Origin of the sequence: Methylobacter tundripaludum SV96, assembly GCF_000190755.2 — a bacterium.
Classification (GTDB): Bacteria; Pseudomonadota; Gammaproteobacteria; order Methylococcales; family Methylomonadaceae; genus Methylobacter_A; species Methylobacter_A tundripaludum.
In genome coordinates, this window is sequence record NZ_JH109153.1 from 1308283 (window position 1) to 1330571 (window position 22289).

Below are 22289 nucleotides of genomic sequence, written 5' to 3' on the forward strand. Positions count from 1 at the left end.
CTTAAGATGATGACTATAAAAGTTTCACATATCAAATAACTCTATGTTTAATCGGAGCTATTCAAATATATTTTGCATCTCGATAACTTAACGCGAGCTTAATACAATGGATTTTAGGATGTTGCATATCCGAACCTAAGGAACAGGGAAAAACAAACGGGTTGCCTGTTTGTGGCAGAAATAAAAATCGAATGGCACAAGGAACCGCCCCTTGAGGCTCACACAGAACCGGACATGATACTCTCGGCTCTTATCATTCAACTGATGTATCAACACCTTTCCGGACGCAGCCGCACAGAGTGGTTTAATTCCAGCATCAGGTCGCCGCAATCGAAAGCCAAAAATTGGTTGTCCACCATTGTATTTTGTAGGCCCGTAGGTCGGGTTAGCGTAGCGTAACCCGACATTTTGCGCGAATGTGTCGGGTTACGGCTAGCACCTAACCCGACCTACATGGCTACATGGCTACATGGCTACATGGCTTTCAAATGGGAGTCCATACCATTATCCTACGGGCCTACCGGCGAATTTATTTTCCGAATTTAATGACACGAGATGGAATAGCTAATCCTCCAGCCTCGCCGTTTTGAAACTGGCAGACGCCCCCAACAGACCGACCACGAAGAAAGCCGTACCGACAAGAGTGAAACGCAGATTCGCCTCCTGGATGGTCATGTCGCCGGTCGCATAAAGCATGATAATGACGGCGACCAATCCCCAGCCAATAAAACGCAACACAGCGGCCATAATGAGTTTACCTAGCGCTTCCGATTCGCTGACCGGCGTGTCCATTCGGTAAGCGACAAAACCGCACATCAGCGCTGGCAGAATACCCCAGCGCATATGTTCTATGAAGCTTTCCAGAAACCTGAAGTGATCTTTGTAGTAAGTTAACTCAAGTATAAGCGCTGATGCGGAGGTGCTGACAATAAACCCCATTATCATCATCGCCATATAGAAGCCGTAGTATCGATCGGATTGCTCCCGTTGGTGCCTGAAGGCGAGCGTCCGGGAAACAAAGACCAGCGCTATCGGAAGGACATAGATCAGGATGGCATAGGCGACCCAGCGGAGCGTCGTGTAATCAAAGTGCGCCAGCGGTTGATCGGGAAACAGAAAAGCATTGTGTAACGAGACCGAAATCTCCCGGCCCAACATGATCCCGATAGCGGTGGCAGCAGTGAATAACAGGATATATTTATAGGTGTGTTTGAGGCGGGCCTCGTGGACGTTGCCGCCGAGTTGCTTCACGGTTGCCCATATTTCATTCTCGCTTGCGCTCCCGAACACGACCAGTGAGGCAAGTAAGCGACAGAGTAAACCGGTCAGGTGGTCCAGTTCCTTTAGCAATTTGACCGTCTTGGTATAGTGCGGTTCCGCTTCCTTCCAGACGGCCACTTTTTCCGACATCGCATTGTAGGAGATACAGATTTCCCCCCATTTCAGAGACGGTTCGTTGAACAACCGACGAAAAGACGATTGGTTGGCGTAGTCGTGTATCTGGTCAAAAAGAAGGCAATTATGAGCCCATTTATACTCGACTGTGGCGCTGGATTTTTCGAAATCGCCGGGATCGATACTCGACACCAGCAGGCGATTGGCGATTTGTGCTTTTAATGTATCATCGACTGCCGACAATCTCGATGTAATGAGAGCGTTATAAACTTCTACCGCCTTGGTCGGAATTGCGAAAGCGTCATGGATGCTGTCCCTCAATATAAGCAAGGGATTGAATCTGCTTTCCCAGGCGATAAAAAACAGAAACAACCCGGCGCCAATCAAAGGGATGATCGTGTTTCCGTCCAAGCCATTCAGAAGATTTACCCATTCCCCTGAACGGAGGTTCTCCACAATGAGCGTCACCAGCGGCTCCAAGGGCAGCCACTGCCAGGTAAGCAGCCAATAAAGCGCGGCCATAAGCAAGCAGTACGATGCGATCCCTATCCAGTAGGCGCTTCTGCGGCTAAAGTATTGGGGGAGCGTCGGTTCAGCGCCTAACTGAATCCGGCGTTTTTGGAAGGATCGATAGGCGAGAAAGAATGCCGCGCCAGTTCCAAGAAACTGTACCGCAAAGTTAATCAAGAGTTCGACAGTCATGGTGCGTTTGCTCCTACGTACTTTTCACAAGGTTTCGAATTTAGGGAAAATATTCAAGTTCTGCCTGATTATAAGTGATAAGCGCGCTTAGGGTATGGTCGGTAATAACTTTCCGAAACTTGGACTCATCGTTCCCACGCTCCGCGCTCATCGTTATACACAACTCAGCCCAAGACTCGTCTACCGGCAGGGATGTAGGTATCTAGCGCCATGGAGGGTAATTTTCGAGCCACGCATATTGCTCTCGGGATGTCTGCGATCTTTCACATCCCTGTGCCTGGATTCGCTACGCGCTCTAACGGGTCCGTCATCCCTGCCAGAATAACGGTGTTCCGTAGACACTTGTGTATAACGATGAGTGCTCCGCGTGGGAATTCAGTACGGGAAGCTGGAGCTTGGGAACCAAGCGTACGGACGGACGGGGTTGCAAACCCCGTCCCGCTTGGGAGTTACGCAGACAATCGATATTTTCCACCAAAAGCCGATTTCCTTTTCGTTCAGCCAAGTTTACGGTGAAAAACCATGTAGCTCCTGGCATATAAATGCGACGGTAATTAGTCATTGTTTATCTTCAAAGGCGAGGAATTATCTACGCGAATTATGCGGTTCGTTCCTCACCGCACCCTACGGCCCTGTAATCTTGTATGCTCGCTAAAACCACTATATATTGTGCTATGCTATGAACTTAAAAACTATATATAGAATTTCAAGTTATGTTAGGTTCTAAATAACTTTGCAATACCAACTCACCTTTATGAGGAAAACCAATATGCCAAATAACACAAAACGGACATCTAAACGTGTCGCCACCCTTGCCGCAAAAACACTTCAAAACGCCAATGCATCACAAATAAAGCGGCGCTTGGCAGGCTCTGCTCTAGCCCAAAGCAGCTGTTCAAAACAAACAGGCCCGGAGATGGAAGGTGAAGCATCTAAGGTATTGAAAAGTGTTAAATACGCCGCAGAAACTAAGGAATTAGCAGCATCTATTTTGTCACAGTCATAAATCCGCTAACTCCGATATGTCGCATACTTCACGTTAAACAATTAGGATCGATCGCTATGCCAAAATACTTCAAAATTATTGATAAGGCTCACTTATCAAAGCACCGCACATTGATGCGGTGCTCCTTCGCGGGGAGCCCGTCAAGCAAAGTAAACACAATCCAAGGCTAATATAGCCCTTCCATATTTTTAAGATAGGTAATAAAAAAATGATGACACTTTCTGATTTTTTAAAAGTTTTCACCTTCAAAAACAAGCACCTTACCTCATTGTTATTAGCTCCTGCTTTATTCTTCATCATTGTCAGCAACGGCGGTATTTTGGTACTTAAAGATGGGCTTCATGAAGCTGAATTTACAAATGTACACTTGGAGTTGGGGTTGCTTTTATTCGTAGTTATTGTTTGCATCCTTGCGGTTAACACAACCTGCTGGGCATCATCACTCGCTTACCGAGCAGTAAAATCTTTTTTTACCTCGCTCGGAAGAAAATATAGGAGATGGATGATTGCTTACGACGCCGATCAACTTATCACGCGTCGATACAAGGATATGATTGCGGAGTTCTCTCTAGAGGAAAAAGCCTTTCTCGAATTATTCCACCCAGATGGCGTAGCTCTTAAAAGAATGAACAACGAAACTTTACTGCCGCACAAAATCCATAGAACTAATTATGACCTTATTCAAAAGGGGTTTATAAAAACCGATCCAGTAGCCCATAAGAAACAATATGGACCTCCTGTCATTCTTGAAACTGAAAACTTCACCCTTGAAGAAAAGGCCATTCCCGCACTACGCAGACCCATTTATGCTGGCAAAAGTCCACTTGGCAAAATCACTCTTCGGTTGGACCGAATTCTAGCTCCTTCAAATCTTGGCGGTAGTGGGGAGGTTCAGTCTAGACTTATAAGATAGGCCGTAAAAAGCAGTCCGGTAAGGCAGACTAAGCATACCTTTTTCACGTACAAATGCATTTGGTACGTCCAGAGAGCCCTACATTAAACAAATCACCCTCTATCATCCCAAGCCTTATCCATCCGCTTCACAGAAACCGGATAAGCGGTTTTAAGCCATGTAGGGTACGCTACGCGTACCTTAAAGCCTAACGCATCATATCAAGATCTAAAACCTATGCCGTGTTAAAATCAATCTCGTCCACAATGCGGTACGCGCAGCGTACCCTACATTTTTTGATACTTTTCGGTGTTCTGCTTATGTCGCACTTTCGGCGCGCTTATGTTCCCGGCGGTTCCTTCTTCTTTACTGTGGTAACGGAACGACGCGCACCGATTCTTTGCACTGGTACCTCCCGTGTTTTCCTGCGCACTGCGATTCGCGAATGCCGCCAACGTTGGCCGTTTCGGATTGATGCAATGGTTTTGCTCGATAATCATCTTCATGCCATTTTGACAATGCCGGAAGGTGACACACGCTACTCGGCGCGTTTGGGATGGATCAAAAAGGAATTCACCAAAGCATATCTGGCTGCTGGCGGCAACGAACAAGCACGTAGCGGTTCACGGATTCGGCAAAGGCGGCGCGGAGTTTTGCAACGCCGGTTCTGGGAACATGCTCTGCGAGACGAGGAGGATTATGCCCGGCATTTCGATTATATCCACTATAACCCGGTTAAACATGGGCATGTGGAATCTGTGCAGGATTGGCCTTATTCAACTTTTCACCGCTGGGTCAAACAAGGTGTTTACCCTGCTGATTGGGGCAGTAAAGCTCATGGAATCATGGAATTCGATGATTTGGATACTTCTGCTATGGAATAAAAATGTGTAGGGTACGCTGTGCGTACCAAATGCGTTTGTACGTAAAAAAGGTACGCACAGCGTACCCTACATTTCTTCGCGGTCGAATCCGCAATTAAAACAAACCATCAACCCCTCTCATCCCACGCCTTATCCATCCGCCTTACCGAAACTGGATAAGCCGTTTTAAGCTGCTGGGCAAACAACGACACCCTGAATTCCTCAAGCATCCAGCGGAACAGGTCTTGCTCCGGAATAACCTTGTCTTTTTTGGCTTTCTTCTCCACGTCTTTCCAATACCGCGTCGCATAACGACTGGCTTCCTGGACTTTTTGCAGCGTGTTATCCCGCTTCTCCAGCCGGTATTGCACAGCCTTCAAATAACGCGGAATGGCTTTAAGCTGCTGGTAAGGCGTGTTGCGAATGAACCCGGCATAGATCATCAAATCCAGCTGTTCGTTAATATCTTTAGCCAGCGGGTCATTCGCATTCAGGCGGTTCAGTTGAGCTTTGATAGCGCCGTACAGTTCCATGATTTCCAGCGCAATTTTCCCGGCTTCATTGGCGGCGCCGATTAGCCCCGCTTTGTTTTGCTGCAAAGTTTGTTCAAAAGCCTGCTGAGTGCGAATAGTTCGGCCTTCAATAAATACGCCGTACAGGACTAAATAAAGCAGGTCGTCTTTATACGACACCTCCGCTTCATTGCCGATAAGCGGATGCTTCGGCAAGCAGTTATAGGTCAGTTCTGCCGCCGCCGACTTCGGCATGTTTTTGCTCACATAGGTGCATTCCTTGCGTAGTTGCAGCTGGAACAAGCGCATTAATCCGGCCTGATGCTGTAACGCGGCCTTTTGCTCGGTGTCGAAAATACGTACGCCGACCGCATCGCCTTCATCGATAATCGCAGGGAATCCGACAAAGGATTGGCCCTTCTGGATAAACTGGTAGGTCTCCGGCAGGTCGTCGAATGCCCAGCCGATGCAGCCGGTGTAGTTCAGCTCGTCGGCGGCAATCTGGTCGAAGCTGTCTTCGGCTTTGGCAGTATGCTTGAGCTGTAATTTTTTCAGGTCTCGGCCGTAATCCAGCAACTGGCCTTGATCGTCTTCAACCCTGAAATTCATCCTCAAGTGATCGGTCAAGCTCTCGGTATTCCAGGCATTTAACGGAATCGCCTCGCCGGTCAGTTTTCTTAAGCGGTTGCCCAGCCATTCCTGCAACGAGCCTTTAAAATCCGGCTCGATTTCGAGACACCGTTTGACGGTTTCAGGCACCGGCACAAAATGTTTCCTGATGTTCTTGGGCAGGGCTTTAATTAGGGCGATGCATTTTTCTTCCAGCAGCCCCGGCACCAGCCAGTCGAACGCCGTTTGCGAGACTTGATTCAATTGATGCACAGGGATAATCGCGGTTACGCCGTCTTCATCATGGCCCGGCTCGAACCGGTATTGCAGCGGGATGGTCAGGTTGCCGATCTTCTTGCTGTCCGGGAAATCCCATTCGTTGACATAGTCTTCCTCCTGTTCCCGCGTTAAATCTTCCTTGGTTAGAAACAGGATTTTCGGGTCGGCGCGTTCCGCCGTTTTTCGCCAGGTATCTAAAGTAACGCCGCTGACTACCTCGGGCGGCAGTTTGCTGTCGTAGAACTGATAAAGCCATTGTTCATCCTCGACCAGATCGACCCGGCGGCCTTTATGCTGGATCATGCCCACTTCTTCGAGCAGTTTCTGGTTGGCGACATAAAACGGCGCGTTGCTGTGATAATCATGATCGACCAGCGCCGAGCGGATAAAAATCTCCCGCGCGGCTTTGGGCTCTACATGGTCATAGGGAATCTTGCGCCCGGCTTGCAGCGTCAAGCCGTACAGCAAGGTGCGAGCAGACACCATGCAACGCGCACTTTTCTTCTCCCAATGCGGGTCGTAATAGTTGTGCTTGACCAGATGCTCGGCGCATTGCTCTATCCATTCCGGCTCGATCCGGGCGACATTGCGCGCGTAAACCTTGCTGGTTTCGACCTGCTCCGCGGCCATGATCCATTTGGGCTTGAGCTTATGCAGGCCGGAACCGGGAAAGATGAAAAACTTCAAGCCGCGCGCGCCGAGGTATTCGTATTGCTCATGGCGAAAGCCGATATTGGAGAGCAAGCCCGGCAACAAGGCGCGATGGATTTTTTCATACCCCGGATCATCGGTATTCGGATGCATTTTTAAGTCGCCCTTAACCACCTGCATGATTTGCGCGTGAATGTCGAACCACTCGCGCATCCTCATATAAGACAGGAAATTGTCGGTGCAGTATTTGCGCAGCTTGCTGTTGGACAGGTGCTTTTTCTTTTCCTCGTAGGTATTCCAGATATTTAAGATAGTTAAAAAATCGGACTCGGGATGACGAAACGCCGCGTGTTTGGCGTCGGCCTGCTGCATTTTATCGGCGGGTTTTTCGCGCGGGTCTTGGACGCTCAACGCGGAAACGATAATTGCAACCTCGGTCAGGCAATGCTCATGCGCGGCGGCGATCAGCATTCTGGCAAGCTTGGGATCGGTCGGGAATTTGGCCAGCTGTTTGCCCACTTCGGTCAGCTTTCCGGATTTATCCAGCGCGTTGACTTCGTGCAACACGGTCTTGCCGTCCCGGATCATCTTGTCTTCGGGCGGCTCCAGGAATGGGAAGTCTTCAATGTCGCCGAGATTTAACGAGATCATCTGCAAAATAACCGCAGACAAATTGGTGCGCATGATTTCTGGCTCGGTGAATTCCGGTCTGGCTAAATAATCATCGTGCGAATACAGCCGGATGCAAATACCTTCGGCGACACGGCCGCAGCGCCCTGCCCTTTGGTTGGCGCTGGATTGCGAGATGCGCTCAATCGGCAGACGCTGGATTTTGCTGCGATGGCTGTAGCGGCTAATCCGGGCGTGGCCGGTGTCGATCACGCAGCGGATGCCCGGCACCGTCAACGAGGTTTCCGCGACGTTGGTCGCCAGCACGATGCGCAGCTTGCCGCCTTTGGGTTTGAACACCCGTTCCTGCTCGCTGACGCTGAGTTTCGAATACAGCGGCAGGATTTCATATTGGGTCGGGTGATGCTTTTTTAGCGAATCGGCCGTTTCCCTGATTTCCCGCTCACCGGTAAGGAAAATCAGGATGTCGCCGCGCAAATCCCGGTACAGCTCGTCAACCGCATCCAGTATCGCGTTTTGCAGGTCGTCGGTAGTTTCATCAAGGGCTGTCCCTGCCCTTGCCCCTTCGGGCGCATTGCGTGCCAATCCGCTCCCGGCGGATTGGTCATCTTCTTCCTCTCGTTGCTCAATCGGCCGATAACGCATTTCGACAGGGTAAGTCCGCCCTGAAACCTCGATAATCGGCGCGTTGTTAAAATGCGTGGAGAAGCGTTGCGTATCGATGGTGGCCGAGGTGATGATCAACTTTAGATCAGGGCGTTTTGGTAACAGCCATTTCATGTAACCGATCAGGAAATCGATGTTCAAGCTGCGCTCGTGCGCTTCATCGATAATGATGGTGTCGTATTGATTCAGGTAAGGATCGTTTTGCGACTCGGCCAGCAAAATACCGTCGGTCATCAGCTTAACCAACGATTCGGAGTGAGTCTTATCGTTAAAGCGGATTTTGTACCCGACCGATTTGCCCATCGGTTCGCCGAGTTCTTCGGCGATACGGTCGGCGACGGTGCGCGCGGCAATTCGCCGGGGTTGGGTGTGGCCGATAAATCCCGCTACGCCTCGGCCTATCGACAGGCAAATCTTCGGCAACTGCGTGGTTTTACCGGAACCGGTTTCGCCGCAAACAATCACCACCTGATTCCCCTGTATCAGTTTGGCGATATCGTCTTTTTTGCCGGTGACAGGCAAATCGGGGAATGTCAGCACGGGAATACTGGCGAGGCGTTTGTTTCTGGCGGCGACCGATCGTTCAATGCGGCTCGCCAGCGCGTTTAATTCCTCTACTGAATTTTTGCTGCGGCAGCGGTCTAACTGCCGCTTCAATACATGCCTGTCCTGATTAAGACAATGCGCTAACTGATGGGTGAGTTGCTTGATAAGATCGGGGGTGGACATCGAATACAGCCGGATAAAATAAGCCTATTATACGTTAATTTATCTGTTATTAACGGATGTTACGCACTGTCCATTACAGCCGCGAAAAAGATAGACCACAGATGGCACGGATTTGATTTCCCTTATCACTGTCCAGAAAGATTGGCTGAAATATCCGTCGTAGGGCGTGCCGTGCGCGCCTTATAAACCAAGGCGCGCACGGCACGCCCGACTCACTACCACCTTTTTTGCGGTTTTCGCGGACAATGCACCATATCAGTCATTAACTTTATCCATAGACTATTAACCGATTGTTTATTAGACTTGAAATTGTTCATCTGATGTAAAGGTGCATCATGATTTCTTCCGTATCCAATAATAGCTCCGCTGTCTGGCAAACTGATTATTCCCAGCGGCAATCGGCCGCCTTCTCTACAACCGATCCTGATCAGGACGTTCAACAAGATCCCGCATTAAAAACCGATACTTCCGCATCAACAGGCGATAAAAAAACCGGGGAACTTTCCGAGTCTGACCTGAAAGTCGTCAGCGAACTTAAACAAAGAGACGCCGAAGTTAAAGCGCATGAGGCCGCGCATCTGGCTGCTGCCGGGGGCATTGCCACAGGCGGGGCCAGTTTTGATTATCAGCAAGGCCCCGACGGGATTCAGTACGCAATTGGCGGTGAGGTTAATATAGACACCTCTCCGGTTCCCGGCGACCCGGCCGCAACACTACGAAAAGCCGACACGATCAGGAGAGCCGCCCTGGCTCCGGCCGAACCCTCCGGCCCGGATATGCAAGCGGCAGCAGGGGCAACGGCAATGGCCGCGCAGGCACAGGTCGAATTATTGCAGAAAAATCAAGACACCCAAAACGGCAACAAAGACCATCTTGGAACGAAAATCAACCTGTCAGCATAAGCCTAATTCTTCTGACCGAAGAAATTGCAGGAGTGCAAGCTTTGCTTGCACAGCAGGCGAAGCCTGCACTCCGAAAATCATTAATGCCTGCCCACTGCTTATTTTCTGCGAGCGGCTTAAGTAGCGGATTTTATTCGGGCTCATTCAAAACATCTGAAAAATCAATCAACCAGGACTCATGAAAATGGTTTGTTGTCAGATAAGCCCCCAGATTGACCCACTGCACTCCGCCGTCCAATATCGCCGAATCGGAGGTGATGGCGACTTTACCGCTATTCCGAATGACCTGATCCGGGTTGTCAATTAGCTCCGCCTGCCAGTTCCAGTGATGGACCGTGGCAATATCCCGCACCATCTCGGCCAGCCGTCCGCTGTTGGAAACGGGTTTGTCAAACAACCACAACACGCTTGCAGGGGAAAAGGCTTGCAGCACATTACCAATGAGTTCAATCGCCTGCCGGGTTTCATGTACCAGCCGGTAAGTCCCATGAATGCCGGCAATATCCCGTATACAGCCATCGCAGCAACGCAGCAATAATCCTCCCGCCATAGCCGTTTCGACGGAAATAATCAGGTTAAACCCGTCAATAACCAATTGCCGGTCTTTGATTTGCTCAATTTGGAGGCACGTTGTCTTTCTTAACTCCCGGCTAGTATTCGAGCAGGCTGCCCTGGAAATCGCCAGACGTTGACGCTTTACAAGCTGATGGTGGTCACCTACCAACTGCATAACCGAATGCCGCGCATAACCGCGATTAAGCAACCAGCAGAATTCATAAACCGCATCACGCAAGCGAAGCAATGGTTCGCCGCTGAATAACGCTTGGTCATTCAGATGCATACCGCGATGCCTTTGTTCGTGGGTATTCATATAATCGCCGACACACTCATTCAGGATTCAAACTTGATTCATCATAAAACATCCGTCCATAATGAAACAGCCCCGGCCATAAAGCCACAATTTATAAAACACCCTGATGAGAGATTTGGACGCACTTTTTGAGGCACTCGCAAGGTCAACTTTCCGCAGCAAGTTTCACCTCCAAGACAAAGATCTTGCTTATTTACATACTAAAGGACTGCCGACGGTTATCGTTCATGCCGGAGACTTTATCGCAAAGCGCCTGGCACCGGCGGTGCTTAAAAATGACGGCAAACAAACCCCTTTTAGAGGCCACCCGGTTTTTGTAGCGCAACATGCAACGGCCTGTTGCTGTCGCGGTTGTCTGGAAAAATGGCACAGGATACCGAAGGGTCGCGCCCTTACTCCGGATGAAGAAGCCTATGTGCTCAAAGTCCTTGAACGATGGCTGCATAATGAAATGAACAAGCTCGCTTAACAAAATATCCGCTTACCGGTCGAACAATCGACCGAGTATCTATACCGTGTAAATCCCCGATTAAACAGGCCTTGGCATACCCGGCCACTGCTGATGTAAGTTAGCGCGCATAGGTGTTTATACGAATTGTGCGTTCAGCTTAGATATTGATATTTTGATAAAAAATCGTGCAGGTAAATAACCACTTGTTAAGCATCATTGCCAAAAGAGTAAAGGAAGATAACTTATGAAAATATATCTTGCAGAGTTTTTGGGGACATTTTGGCTGGTTCTTGGCGGGTGTGGCAGTGCTGTATTGGCCGCGGCGTTTCCTGATGTGGGCATCGGATTGCTTGGGGTTGCGTTGGCTTTTGGTTTAACCGTACTCACCATGGCTTACGCAATCGGGCATATCTCAGGCTGTCATTTAAATCCGGCGGTTTCTGTAGGACTATGGGCAGGCGGGCGTTTCCCGGCAAACCAATTGCTGCCTTATATCGTCGCTCAAGCCGTGGGTGCCGTTGTTGCGGGAGGCGTTCTTTATGTTATCGCCAGCGGCAAGGCGGGCTTCGATGTTTCAGCAGGCTTCGCTGCCAATGGCTATGGCGCTCATTCGCCAGGCGGTTATTCCTTGCTTGCGGCCCTGGTCTCGGAAATTGTGATGACCATGATGTTTTTGCTGGTCATTCTCGGCGCAACCGACAAACGCGCGCCGCAGGGAATGGCACCTGTCGCTATCGGTTTTTGTCTTACCCTGATTCACCTGATCAGTATTCCCGTCACCAATACCTCGGTAAATCCTGCTCGCAGTACAGGCGTCGCCGTCTTCGTTGGCGACTGGGCGCTTGCACAGCTCTGGTTATTTTGGCTGGCGCCGATCGTTGGCGCGGTAATCTATCGGTTCATCGGCAGCGCGGAAGATTGAAACGCATAAACCCAACAATCGTACGGCCACACTCAATAAGGCAAAGCTCTCAATTTTTATGACCACATCGAATCCATGAAAGAGGATACATCATGAGCAGCACTTATCAATACCGGCGCATTTCCAAGGAAGACGCGGCGGTTCTTTTCGTGGACCACCAGTGCGGCCTGACTGCGTTAGTGCAGGACTATCCGCCCAGCGAATTCAAGAACAGCATTATGGCCTTGGCCGATATGGCAAAGTTCTTCAATCTGCCGACTATCCTCACCACCAGTTTCGAGACGGGGCCGAACGGTCCCATCATGCCCGAGCTGAAAGAGATGTTTCCCAACGCCCCGTTCATCGCCCGCCCCGGCCAAATCAACGCCTGGGACAACGAGGACTTCGTCAAGGCCGTAAAGGACACTGGCCGCAAACAGCTCATCATCGCCGGTATCGTGACCGAAGTCTGCGTAGCGTTCCCGGCGCTCTCTGCGTTGGAGGCAGGCTACGAGGTTTTCGTCGTCACCGATGCGTCCGGCACATTCGATCAGGCCAGCCATGAGGCGGCATGGCTTCGGATGGCGACAGCAGGGGTGCAACTGCTAAATTGGTTCGCCGTGGGTTCCGAGCTGCACCGCGATTGGCGCAACGACATCCAAGGCTTTGGCAAGCTCCTTTGCGACCATACCCCGATCTACCAAAGCCTCATGACCAGTTATGCAGCTAAAGGCTGAGCCTGACGGAGCGCTGCTATCGTCGCGCCGGTTATGGCGCGCATTAGCGCTGTGTTGCCGATGCCTCATCGTGCAATCTACGTTCAAAAAGAGAAAACATGGCTACTAAGATTTTCGTAAACCTACCGGTAAAAAATCTCAATGAGTCGGTGGAATTCTTTACGCAGCTCGGTTTCACCTTTAACCCCCAATTTACCGACGAAACCGCCACTTGCATGATTGTGGCCGAAGACATTTTCGTCATGCTGTTGACCGAGGCCAAGTTCAAGACTTTTACCCCAAAACAAATTTGCGATGCCGCGAAATACACAGAAGTGCTGGTGTGCTTAACGTCCGAAAGCAGGGAAAAAGTCGATGAAATAGTCAGCAAGGCGGTCGCCGCCGGTGGAACAACCTACAATGAACCGCAAGACCACGGCTTTATGTATGGTCATGGATTTCAGGATTTGGATGGCCACATTTGGGAACTCATCTTCATGGAACCCGGCGCAATAAATCAAGGCTAAAAAACAATCGCAGATTAACAACTAAATCATAAGAGATGCCGATGACCACCCAAACCGCCAAAACGCACGACAAAACCCAGATTAGACAGCTCATCAGCGACCAGATGAGCGCCATCTGCGCAAAAGATACGGATCGCATCATGAGCCACTACGCAAATGAGGCCATTATCTTCGACGTGAAACCGCCGTTCCAAATCAAAAACACCCATCAGCTCCGCCGCGTTTGGGAGGCGTGCCTGCCCTGCTTTCCAAACGCCTTCGGGACAGAGATGCGTGACCTGGGTATTTTCGTAAGCGGCGACCTGGCGCTCGCCCACTGGCTTTGGCGCTTTACCGGCATGGAAGAAGATCATCCGGCGATGCAGACCTGGGTACGGAGCACTGCCGGTTACCATCGGCATCAGGGCAGATGGCAGATCGTGCATGAACATTGCTCGGTTCCCTTCGACCCGGAAACGTCTAAAGCCGTATTCAGTCTCGAACTTTAGCCTTATCGCCTAGCCGCCATATTTTGATACCAACACCGTACCGGAGTAACAAATGACCGAGGCAATCGTTATCATAGTCGTCGTTCTGTTCGCCGCTCTGCTCATCTATGCCGCGACCAAGCCTGATCTATTCCGTGTCTGGCGCGCCGCGAACATCAAAGCGCCGCCCGACAGGATCTTTTCGCTAATCAATGATTTCCACAATTGGGATGCTTGGTCGCCCTACGAAAAAATGGACCCGGCGATGAAGCGAAACCTCAGCGGTACATCCCGCGGTAAGGGCGCCGTATATGAGTGGGAAAGCAACAACAGTAAAGCCGGTATCGGTCGCATGGAGATCGTCGAGTCGTCGCCACCGTCCAGGATCGCTATCCAACTGGATTTAACCAAACCCTTCGAAGGCCACAATATCATAGAGTTCACGTTGGAAGCCAACGGCGACGAGACTAACGTCATCTGGGATATGCACGGCACCGATCCCTATATTGGGAAGATCATGGGAATTTTTTGCAACCGGGACAGCATGGTCGGCAAAGATTTTGAGGAAGGTCTTGTCAATCTAAAGGCTATCGCTGAGAGGTAAGTCCGACAATTCCCTATCATTACAATCAACACGGCCGTTGTGCGATAAGGCTGCGCAACGCCTACCCTTTCTACTTTAAACATTTTTTATTAAGGAGAAACTCATGACAGTAAAACCGATTCCGGATGGCTACCACTCTATAACGCCGTACCTGATGATTAAGGGGGCATCCGAAGCCATTGAATTTTACAAGCGGGCATTTGGCGCAACGGAAATATTCCGTTTATCGCACCCAAACGGTCAGATTGGACATGCCGAAATTAAAATCGGCGATTCCTCGGTCATGTTGGCCGATCCCTGTGAACAAGGTGCATTCCGCACTCCCCAGTCGCTGGGCGGTTCGTCGGTCGCCCTGCATGTCTATGTGAAAGATGTAGACGCTCAATTTGCTCAGGCCGTTAGCGCGGGGGCAAAGGCAGTCAAGCCAGTATTCGACCAGTTTTACGGCGATCGCACCGGTACGCTGCAAGATCCTTTCGGGCATATCTGGTTTCTTGCTACCCATAAGGAAGATATTGCGCCGGAGGAAATCAGCAGGCGCGCTGAAGCGCTCTTCCAACAGAGCAGCACCTGACCTATTCGTTCATCGGCAATTGCGCTTCGCGCCCGCCTGGGCGGTGTCGATCCATCACTTCGTCGAGCCTGTCATTGGTGATATTGGCGTTCGCCTTCTGCAAACAGCTTAGCAGGATCGCCTTGTTGGAATGGACACGCTCCGCCGTGGGTCGCGTTCCCTGCGGGGCCGGAGAAACCTTCCTAAAACAGGCGGTGAACTGTTCCGGCCTGATGTTGAGATCATGACTAATCTTGTCGACAGGCCGCTTAGGGTCTTCCGGCAGGAAAGCCGGGGTTGCAACGGCACCCTCTGATAATGCCATGATGGCGACAAGTAGCGATGCGGTTATACGGATATTCATACCGTTCGCCATTAATAGACATCTTTCCTAAATAGTTACGTAGGCCGGAATAAGGCTACCCAAGCGTAGCGCGTGGTAGCGTTTCCGGCAAATTTATGGGGGAGCCGGAAACACCGATTCTCGCTATCGCTTGAACCGGTTTATTCCGGCCTACATGCTTATATGGCTGTATTTTGGAAAGATGTCTAATATGCTTCGGCAATGCGTTGCAGACTCAATGTAACCAGCGCCTGCGCCCGCTCCATGCTGTCGGCTTCCGCATAGCAGCGCAGTTCCGGGGCATTGCCGGACGGACGCAGATGCACGATCTCGCCGTTGTCGAAAGTCAGGCGCAGGCCGTCGGTCAAATCCCGCCGGGCAACCGCGCCCAGCTCATTACCCCACAAGCTTTGATAGGCCGCGTCATCGCTTTGCAAGCTGTCCAGTAACGCCCGGCTATTGGCAACCGGGAAATCCTGCAAGCGGTCGCTGGCGGTATAACGTTGCGGCAAACCGGCGAGCAGGGCCGATACTTTGCCGCCCTGTTGCCGAGCCATCGCCAGCACAGCCAAGGCGGGCAATACGGCGTCGCGGGTCGGCAGCGCGGTCAGGGGTTGTCCGCCAACCGTCAAATCATTGCCCACCAGAAAGCCGCCATTGGCTTCAAAACCGACCACACTGGGGCTACCGGCAGCGAGCATCTGTTCCATACCGGCAATCACGTACGGCGAACCGATGCGAGTGCGGATCACCTGCCGAAACAGTCCTGATGCTTCGATTGCGGTATTGCAGCTCACCGGCGTAACCACGGTGTCGGCATCCAGAAAGCGCGCGCACAATAAGCCGACGATGTCGCCGCGCAACCAGTTGCCGGTCTCATCGGCGATCAGCGGCCGATCGCCGTCTCCGTCGGTGGAGATAATGGCATCCAGATGATGCTCCGCCGCCCAGGTCAGTCCCCGTCGGCGGTCCTCTTCGCTAACCGCTTCGGTATCGAGAGGCACAAAGGTATCCGTGCGTCCCAATCCAACCACATCCGCGCCCAGAGCGCTCAGCACATCACGCAGGCAATCGCGCGCCGCGCTGGAATGCTCATAAATCCCGATCCGCCGGCCGGTCAGCAAATCGGCCGCAAACAGGCTGGTGTAGCGCTGCCGGTACCGCTGCAAGGCGGCTGTGTTGACGGTCGGCAATAGCGCATCGCCGGTAATCGTTTGCAACTCGACTTCGGCTTGGGTAATGGCCGCTTCGTCGGCTTTACTGATCTCGCCTTCGGCCCGATAAAACTTGATGCCGTTGCGATCGAACGGAATATGGCTGCCGGTAACCATGATTGCCGGAATGCCTTGCGCCAGAGCATACAAAGCCAGCGCCGGGGTGGGCAACATCCCGCAAAAATCCACCTCGCAACCGGCCTGGCGGATACCGGCCGCACAAGCGCGGACGATGGCCGGGCTGGATGGGCGCAAGTCCATGCCCAAGGCGATTTTTTGCCCCGGTTTCGCAAGGCCGAGACCGTGCAGAAACGCCAGCGTATAGGCGGTGCATACCTGATCGGTCATTTGGCTAACCAGTCCGCGCGCGCCGCTAGTGCCGAATGCCACGCCGCTTTCGGCCATCATTTGTTGGATATTGATTTTTGTCATGGAGGGATTTGTAAAAAGTGTATATATAGATAAAAAAGCCTGTTCATTTTAATCGGCTTTTAATGATTTTCGAAAACTACTCAGCCGTTAGAAAAATAGTTCACAGCTGACACGGATTCGACTGATAAGTGCGGATAAATTGTGGCTTTCTTCATAACGTTAAGTATTGCAGTGGGAGTGCAAGCTTTGCTTGCTCGCAGGCGAAGCCTGCACTCCAGTCGTGGCATCCGTGTTCCATTTCTCTCGCCGCCTAAATCTCCACCAGCCTGTCCGGGTCAAATCGGGGGACGATTTTTGCACCTGCATAACCTCTGGGGTTACACAATATTCTGGCGCCCGCTATACGATAATCCATCTGACTGTGGACATGGCCGTGGAACCAGGCCGCAATCTCGTATTCATGCAACAAGGGTTTCATATCGTTACAATAGGCCAGCTTTTTCAACGCATGAGCTAAATCATTCCAGCTCCACAAGCAAGGCGCATGATGAGTTATCACAACAGTTTTCCCTGAAAACGGCTTGGCTAATTCCTGCTCCAGCCACGTCTTTGAGCTTTGATGTAAATGGCTAAACCGAACCGCATCAAAAGGCTTTTCGGCAAATTGAATTCGCCTGAAATCATTTAATGTCTTGCCTAAAGCCTCGGCTTTTTTGTCACCTTCGACAAACAGATCGGCCCAAAGCGTACAGCCTAAAAAACGCACACCCTCAAATACAAAACAGTCGTTCTCAAGAAAATGCACATTGCTGCCGGTACATTGCTTACGGATCGACTGCAACGTTTGGTGATATTCATGTGTATAAAATTCGTGATTGCCGGCGACGTAAATAACCGGTTTATTCAACGTTTTAAGCCAGTCAAGACCTTGCATGCCGATGCCTATATCGCCCGCTGCGACAATGATGTCGGCGTCATTATCCGGCGCTTCCAGCAATCCGAACTCCAAATGCACATCGGAAAAATAATTTATCCTCACACTAAACTCTACTTAATGGCTTGTATCGGCGTATAATTTAACAACATTCTTCCAGATAACTGTAACCTTTTCCAAAAGATTTTGTATATGTCTATTAGCCTTAGAAAAATCACCCATCAAGTTTTAGTCGGCGACGTTAAAGTCGGCGGCGGCGCTCCAATCGTTGTTCAGTCGATGACGAATACCGATACTGCCAACATTACGGCGACCGTTAACCAGATCATCGAACTGGCCGCCGCCGGTTCCGAACTGGTCCGCATCACGGTCAATTCCGAGGAAGCCGCGGCAGCCGTTTCAGAAATCCGTAACCAGTTGGATAAAAAAGGCAACTCGACTCCCATCGTCGGCGACTTCCATTTTAACGGTCACAAACTGCTGGAAAAATACCCGGACTGCGCCCAGGCTTTGGATAAATATCGCATTAATCCGGGCAACGTAGGCCGCGGTAAAAGCCGTGACCCGCAATTTCAGCAAATGATCGAATTTGCCTGTCAGTACGACAAACCGGTACGCATCGGCGTTAACGGCGGCAGCTTGGATCCAGCGGTATTGACCCGTTTACTGGATGAAAACAGAAGCCTGCAAACACCCGAGCCTTTGGCCGCGGTCACCCGTAAAGCGATCGTGCTGTCTGCACTTGAAAGCGCCGCCAAAGCCGAGGAACTTGGACTTGGCAAAAACAAAATCATCCTGTCCTGCAAGATCAGCAATGTGCAGGAACTGATCAACATCTATCAAGACCTTTCCAGCCGTTGCGATTACGCGCTGCATCTGGGTCTTACCGAAGCGGGCATGGGCTCCAAAGGCATCGTCTCTTCAGCCGCCGCGTTATCGGTATTGATGCAACAAGGCATCGGCGACACCATTCGTATTTCCCTGACGCCGGAACCCGGCGCGTCCAGAACCCAGGAAGTGATTGTCGGCCAGGAAATCCTGCAAACCATGGGCTTTCGGTCATTCACCCCGATGGTTATCTCCTGCCCCGGTTGCGGTCGCACTACCAGCGATTATTTCCAGAAACTGGCGATGGACATCCAAAGCTATCTACGCGATCAAATGCCGGTATGGCGCACCCAATATCCGGGTGTTGAAACCATGGAAGTGGCGGTTATGGGTTGCGTAGTCAACGGGCCGGGCGAAAGTAAAAACGCCAATATCGGCATCAGCCTGCCCGGCACCGGCGAATCCCCGGTAGCGCCGGTTTATGAAGACGGCGAAAAAACGGTTACGCTGAAAGGCGACCGGATTGCCGAAGAGTTTCAGGAAATCGTGCAACGCTATATTGAAACGCACTACGCGCCGTAGTTGCCGTCAACCTAAGAAAGTCAGTTAAGCATCAAAATCCCGTTCGTCCTGAGCTTGTCGAAGGACTCAGCACGAACGGTTTCCATATACTCGCTGATTTCTCTAGGATCAACGATGCTACGTTAAATTATCGTCCCGATTAAGGAGTTAATATGCCTAATTCAGCATTTGTATTGCCCGACTCCATACTAACGCCCGAAGCTTATCTGTTGATGGAAAACGATAACAATACCGGCACTCGTCATGAGTTTGTTAATGGGCTGGTTTACGCAATGACCGGGGCTAGTCGTGATCATAATCGTATTAGCGGAGGTTGTATGTACGCCTGTCGCAGCATTTGCAAGGCACTCGTTGCGAGCCGTTTCAATCGGACATGAAGGTGAAAATTCAACGCGGCGGCGACGTGCGTTTTTACTATCCGGATGTGCAAGTCGCCTGCGAGGAAGAAACCGACCGTTATTACAACGAGCGTCCTTGCTTGATTGTGGAAGTGCTGTCCGATTCCACCCAACGTACCGACCGCACCGAAAAGCTCATGGCTTATCAAACGATTGAATATCTACAAGAGTACGCTCTGCTATCTCAAGACTCGCCTTACCTGGAAGTCTACCGCCGACGAACCGCTTGGCAGCGCGAGAGTTTCTCTGAAAAACAAAGCGTTACCTTAGAATCGATTGATTTAACATTGGTGGTGGAAGCGCTTTATTCGTAAAGCAAAACTCCGCGGTAATAATACCGCCCACTTTCTAGCGACTAAAAGCTAGACCGCAGATTACCCCAAATCATTGTCCGAAAATATCTTGTTCCCGCATAGGCATATCCGCCGTAGGACGTGCCGTGCGCGCCTTAAAAACCATGGTGCGCAAGTCAAGCCCTAGCCACTACCCGCTCATCTGTACGAACAAAGCCTAACATCAGAATAGCAGCAATTTCATACGCTTGGGATTCCCAATCAAATATGTTAACTTACCTCCGCCGTTGGTTGCGCTCTATTAGGAGCCTTGGCTGATGCGCTATCCAGCTATAACAATCTGAATAATGAGTGGCTGGCTCAATTGCAAAACAACTTTGAGGAGAGAAGAATGCCAAAGAAAATAACAAGAAATTTGCTCCCGGGAAAACTGGCGAGCTTGGCGATTATGGGGGCAATGGCCGTACCGGCCGCTGTTTTAGCCGACGGAGCCCCATTACAGCTGCCGCAGTCGGTTAGCTCCGACCAGAAAACGAAATCCTTGAAGGTTGATCTGGAAGTTAAATCCGAGGCCTATACCCTGTCCGGCCCCTCGCCGACACCGAATGACTCAACCAAAAGCAACCCGGTAGTAACCGCACGAGGCATTAAGCTGACCAACAGCCAACCCAAAGCGTCTCAAGCCAACGGATTACTGGTTGGCCCCACGTTGCGTATCCGCCCCGGCGACAAATTCGACGCTAAACTGATCAACAGTCTCAGTTACAGCGAATCGGAGGGCGATGGCAGCCATAGCATGACCAACCCGCACGGCTTCGATGTGATCAACCTGCACACCCACGGCTTGCATGTATCCCCCAACAGTCCGAGCGACAATGTATTGCTCAGCATTTACCCGCAAGGCACCCCGGACTATGTTCTTCAGGATTGCGGTAATGAAAGCGGCCAGGCAAATTGCGTCACCGGACAGTACCGCTATTCATATAACATTCCTTCCAATCACCCATCCGGTACTTATTGGTACCACGCCCACAAACACGGTGCGGTATCCATGCATTTAGCCGACGGCTTTGCCGGGGCGTTGATCATGGAAGACCCTAAACACGGATTGGAAAGTTTACCGGCAGTACAGAAAGCCCAAGAGCAAATCTTGATGCTTCAGGAAGTCCAATACAATGGAGACCACAAAGGCGATTCCACCGATCCCTATCAAATCACCTGCCTGAGCGTTTATTTCAACAATACAGGTTGCGCTTTCGGCGGCCCGAGTTTGCCTACTCCAAAAGTCACCAACAACGCCATATCGGTCAACGGGCAATTCCAGCCTTCCATGTCCATGCGAACCAATGAGGCCCAGCTTTGGCGGGTCATCAACGGCACTATCGGCAATGTAGTGCCCATGTGTTTGCTGCCCCTGAACGGTACAACCGCACCCTCCCCGACTTCCTATGTACTGGCGACCGATGGCGTACCTTTGCAACGCCCCACTGCAAGCACCACCGACTTGCCGGTCATCATGGGTCTCACGCCGGCGGCTACCCCCATTAATGGCGATGATATACTGAACAACGAATTACTGTTTCTCGCCGCTGGACAGCGGTTGGACATGATGGTCCAGGCGCCCTCCAAAGCCGGTACTTATGGTTTGTATGACTCCGCCGTTGCAGGCACAGGCCTTCCAATCGGGCAATTATGCCAAGCGTCGGCATACGCCAATGCAACACCGATTCTTACCGTATCGGTAACCGATTCCGCGAGCGATATAGCCTATAACATGGCAATTCCCACTCAGGCGGAGCTTAACAAGCTGAATGCCCCGAAGACCATCACCGTCGAACAAAGTCCGCAGTTACCGACTCAAGGTCTGGTATACGGTTTTACCACCAACACTTATGCGAACAAAGACGGCGGTGCTTCAGTGGTCAACGGCAGGGTATTCAATCCTCTCCGAAGCCAGCGCGACCTCGTCTTGAATCAAGTGGACAAGTGGGCCGTACAAAGCGCCGCCGATACCCACATGTTCCATATTCACATCAACTCGTTTCAATTGGTATCGCGAGGCCAGCTGGATTATCCGTTCCCGGTCTGGCGCGATACCCTGCTGGTAAATTGTGCCGGCGTCGCTGAAAAAAATGGTGGTTGTTCATTCCCCGGCGGACTGACAGGAACCAATCCGTCAGGAAATTACGGCGAAGTAGTGCAGTTTGTGCAACAACCCTTGGACTACACCGGCTCTCTGGTAGAGCATTGCCATAATGTCAGCCACGAGGACAACGGCATGATGGAACTGGTGGAGATATTACCGCCTATTCAGGGCAAAAAAGGTAAGTCCGGTAATCCGCATAAAGTTCACAGCCATTAGCTTATAGGCCGTAGATGCGCGTTAATCGGGAACGTTT

21 protein-coding genes are annotated in these 22289 nt (G+C 51.1%); 15 read left to right on the forward strand and 6 right to left on the reverse strand.

Annotated elements, in window-relative coordinates:
* Positions 1-564: 564 nt before the first annotated feature.
* Positions 565-2097: a hypothetical protein gene (locus METTU_RS18645; RefSeq protein WP_006893511.1), complete on the reverse strand. Its 1533-nt coding sequence runs from the start codon at positions 2095-2097 to the stop codon at positions 565-567.
* A 769-nt stretch (positions 2098-2866) separates the two neighbouring features.
* Here METTU_RS18645 and METTU_RS18650 point away from each other — a divergent pair.
* From METTU_RS18650 to METTU_RS18660, 3 genes are all read left to right on the forward strand, one after another.
* Positions 2867-3103, forward strand: a complete 237-nt coding sequence (locus METTU_RS18650; RefSeq protein ID WP_006893512.1) for a hypothetical protein — start codon at positions 2867-2869, stop codon at positions 3101-3103.
* 208 nt (positions 3104-3311) lie between these two features.
* The gene (locus METTU_RS18655) at positions 3312-4016 is read left to right on the forward strand and encodes a hypothetical protein (protein WP_006893513.1); all 705 of its coding nucleotides are present in this window, start codon (positions 3312-3314) and stop codon (positions 4014-4016) included.
* Between the two features lie 299 nt (positions 4017-4315).
* Complete coding sequence (locus METTU_RS18660) at positions 4316-4879, forward strand: REP-associated tyrosine transposase (protein ID WP_040581504.1); 564 nt, start codon at positions 4316-4318, stop codon at positions 4877-4879.
* A gap of 107 nt (positions 4880-4986) precedes the next feature.
* Here METTU_RS18660 and hrpA read toward each other — a convergent pair whose 3' ends face one another.
* Positions 4987-8934: an ATP-dependent RNA helicase HrpA gene (hrpA, locus tag METTU_RS18665; RefSeq protein ID WP_006893515.1), complete on the reverse strand. Its 3948-nt coding sequence runs from the start codon at positions 8932-8934 to the stop codon at positions 4987-4989.
* Positions 8935-9269: 335 nt separating this feature from the next.
* Between hrpA and METTU_RS18670 the strand changes: the two genes are divergently transcribed.
* Complete coding sequence (locus METTU_RS18670; RefSeq protein ID WP_006893516.1) at positions 9270-9836, forward strand: putative metalloprotease CJM1_0395 family protein; 567 nt, start codon at positions 9270-9272, stop codon at positions 9834-9836.
* Between the two features lie 130 nt (positions 9837-9966).
* Here the strand turns inward: METTU_RS18670 and METTU_RS18675 are convergent, their stop codons facing one another.
* Positions 9967-10707 carry a DUF434 domain-containing protein gene (locus tag METTU_RS18675; RefSeq protein WP_040581023.1) on the reverse strand — a complete coding sequence of 247 codons (741 nt, stop codon included), beginning with the start codon at positions 10705-10707 and terminating at the stop codon, positions 9967-9969.
* A 106-nt stretch (positions 10708-10813) separates the two neighbouring features.
* On the opposite strand from METTU_RS18675, the gene METTU_RS18680 reads away from it, so the two are divergent.
* The 7 genes from METTU_RS18680 (at position 10814) to METTU_RS18710 (ending at position 14947) form a co-directional block, all read left to right on the forward strand.
* A complete protein-coding gene (locus tag METTU_RS18680; RefSeq protein WP_006893518.1) occupies positions 10814-11176 on the forward strand; it encodes a DUF4186 domain-containing protein in 363 nt (120 codons plus the stop codon).
* Positions 11177-11402: 226 nt separating this feature from the next.
* Positions 11403-12080: an aquaporin Z gene (gene aqpZ / locus METTU_RS18685; RefSeq protein ID WP_006893520.1), complete on the forward strand. Its 678-nt coding sequence runs from the start codon at positions 11403-11405 to the stop codon at positions 12078-12080.
* Positions 12081-12172: 92 nt separating this feature from the next.
* Complete coding sequence (gene ycaC, locus METTU_RS18690) at positions 12173-12796, forward strand: isochorismate family cysteine hydrolase YcaC (protein WP_006893521.1); 624 nt, start codon at positions 12173-12175, stop codon at positions 12794-12796.
* A 98-nt stretch (positions 12797-12894) separates the two neighbouring features.
* Positions 12895-13302, forward strand: a complete 408-nt coding sequence (locus METTU_RS18695; protein WP_006893522.1) for a VOC family protein — start codon at positions 12895-12897, stop codon at positions 13300-13302.
* Between the two features lie 41 nt (positions 13303-13343).
* Positions 13344-13790 (forward strand): YybH family protein, encoded by a 447-nt coding sequence (locus METTU_RS18700; protein WP_006893523.1) that lies wholly within the window; start codon positions 13344-13346, stop codon positions 13788-13790.
* A gap of 52 nt (positions 13791-13842) precedes the next feature.
* On the forward strand, positions 13843-14373 hold the full coding sequence (locus METTU_RS18705) for an SRPBCC family protein (RefSeq protein WP_006893524.1): 531 nt from the start codon (positions 13843-13845) through the stop codon (positions 14371-14373).
* Positions 14374-14476: 103 nt separating this feature from the next.
* The gene (locus METTU_RS18710; RefSeq protein WP_006893525.1) at positions 14477-14947 is read left to right on the forward strand and encodes a VOC family protein; all 471 of its coding nucleotides are present in this window, start codon (positions 14477-14479) and stop codon (positions 14945-14947) included.
* Between the two features lies 1 nt (position 14948).
* Here METTU_RS18710 and METTU_RS18715 read toward each other — a convergent pair whose 3' ends face one another.
* The 3 genes from METTU_RS18715 to METTU_RS18725 form a co-directional block, all read right to left on the reverse strand.
* Entirely contained in the window at positions 14949-15290 is a 342-nt protein-coding gene (locus METTU_RS18715; protein ID WP_040581026.1) for a hypothetical protein, read from the reverse strand.
* Between the two features lie 185 nt (positions 15291-15475).
* Positions 15476-16915, reverse strand: coding sequence for a phosphomannomutase (locus METTU_RS18720; protein WP_006893527.1), 1440 nt, complete (start codon positions 16913-16915; stop codon positions 15476-15478).
* A 250-nt stretch (positions 16916-17165) separates the two neighbouring features.
* Positions 17166-17894 carry a metallophosphoesterase gene (locus tag METTU_RS18725; protein WP_006893528.1) on the reverse strand — a complete coding sequence of 243 codons (729 nt, stop codon included), beginning with the start codon at positions 17892-17894 and terminating at the stop codon, positions 17166-17168.
* 87 nt (positions 17895-17981) lie between these two features.
* Between METTU_RS18725 and ispG the strand changes: the two genes are divergently transcribed.
* From ispG to METTU_RS18740, 4 genes are all read left to right on the forward strand, one after another.
* Positions 17982-19199 (forward strand): flavodoxin-dependent (E)-4-hydroxy-3-methylbut-2-enyl-diphosphate synthase, encoded by a 1218-nt coding sequence (gene ispG, locus METTU_RS18730; protein ID WP_006893529.1) that lies wholly within the window; start codon positions 17982-17984, stop codon positions 19197-19199.
* Between the two features lie 152 nt (positions 19200-19351).
* Positions 19352-19576: a Uma2 family endonuclease gene (locus METTU_RS24130; protein WP_217182948.1), complete on the forward strand. Its 225-nt coding sequence runs from the start codon at positions 19352-19354 to the stop codon at positions 19574-19576.
* Complete coding sequence (locus METTU_RS18735; protein WP_302050606.1) at positions 19537-19911, forward strand: Uma2 family endonuclease; 375 nt, start codon at positions 19537-19539, stop codon at positions 19909-19911. Before METTU_RS24130 ends, METTU_RS18735 begins: the two co-directional genes overlap by 40 nt.
* A gap of 370 nt (positions 19912-20281) precedes the next feature.
* Positions 20282-22252, forward strand: a complete 1971-nt coding sequence (locus tag METTU_RS18740; protein ID WP_006893531.1) for a multicopper oxidase family protein — start codon at positions 20282-20284, stop codon at positions 22250-22252.
* Positions 22253-22289 lie beyond the last annotated feature (37 nt).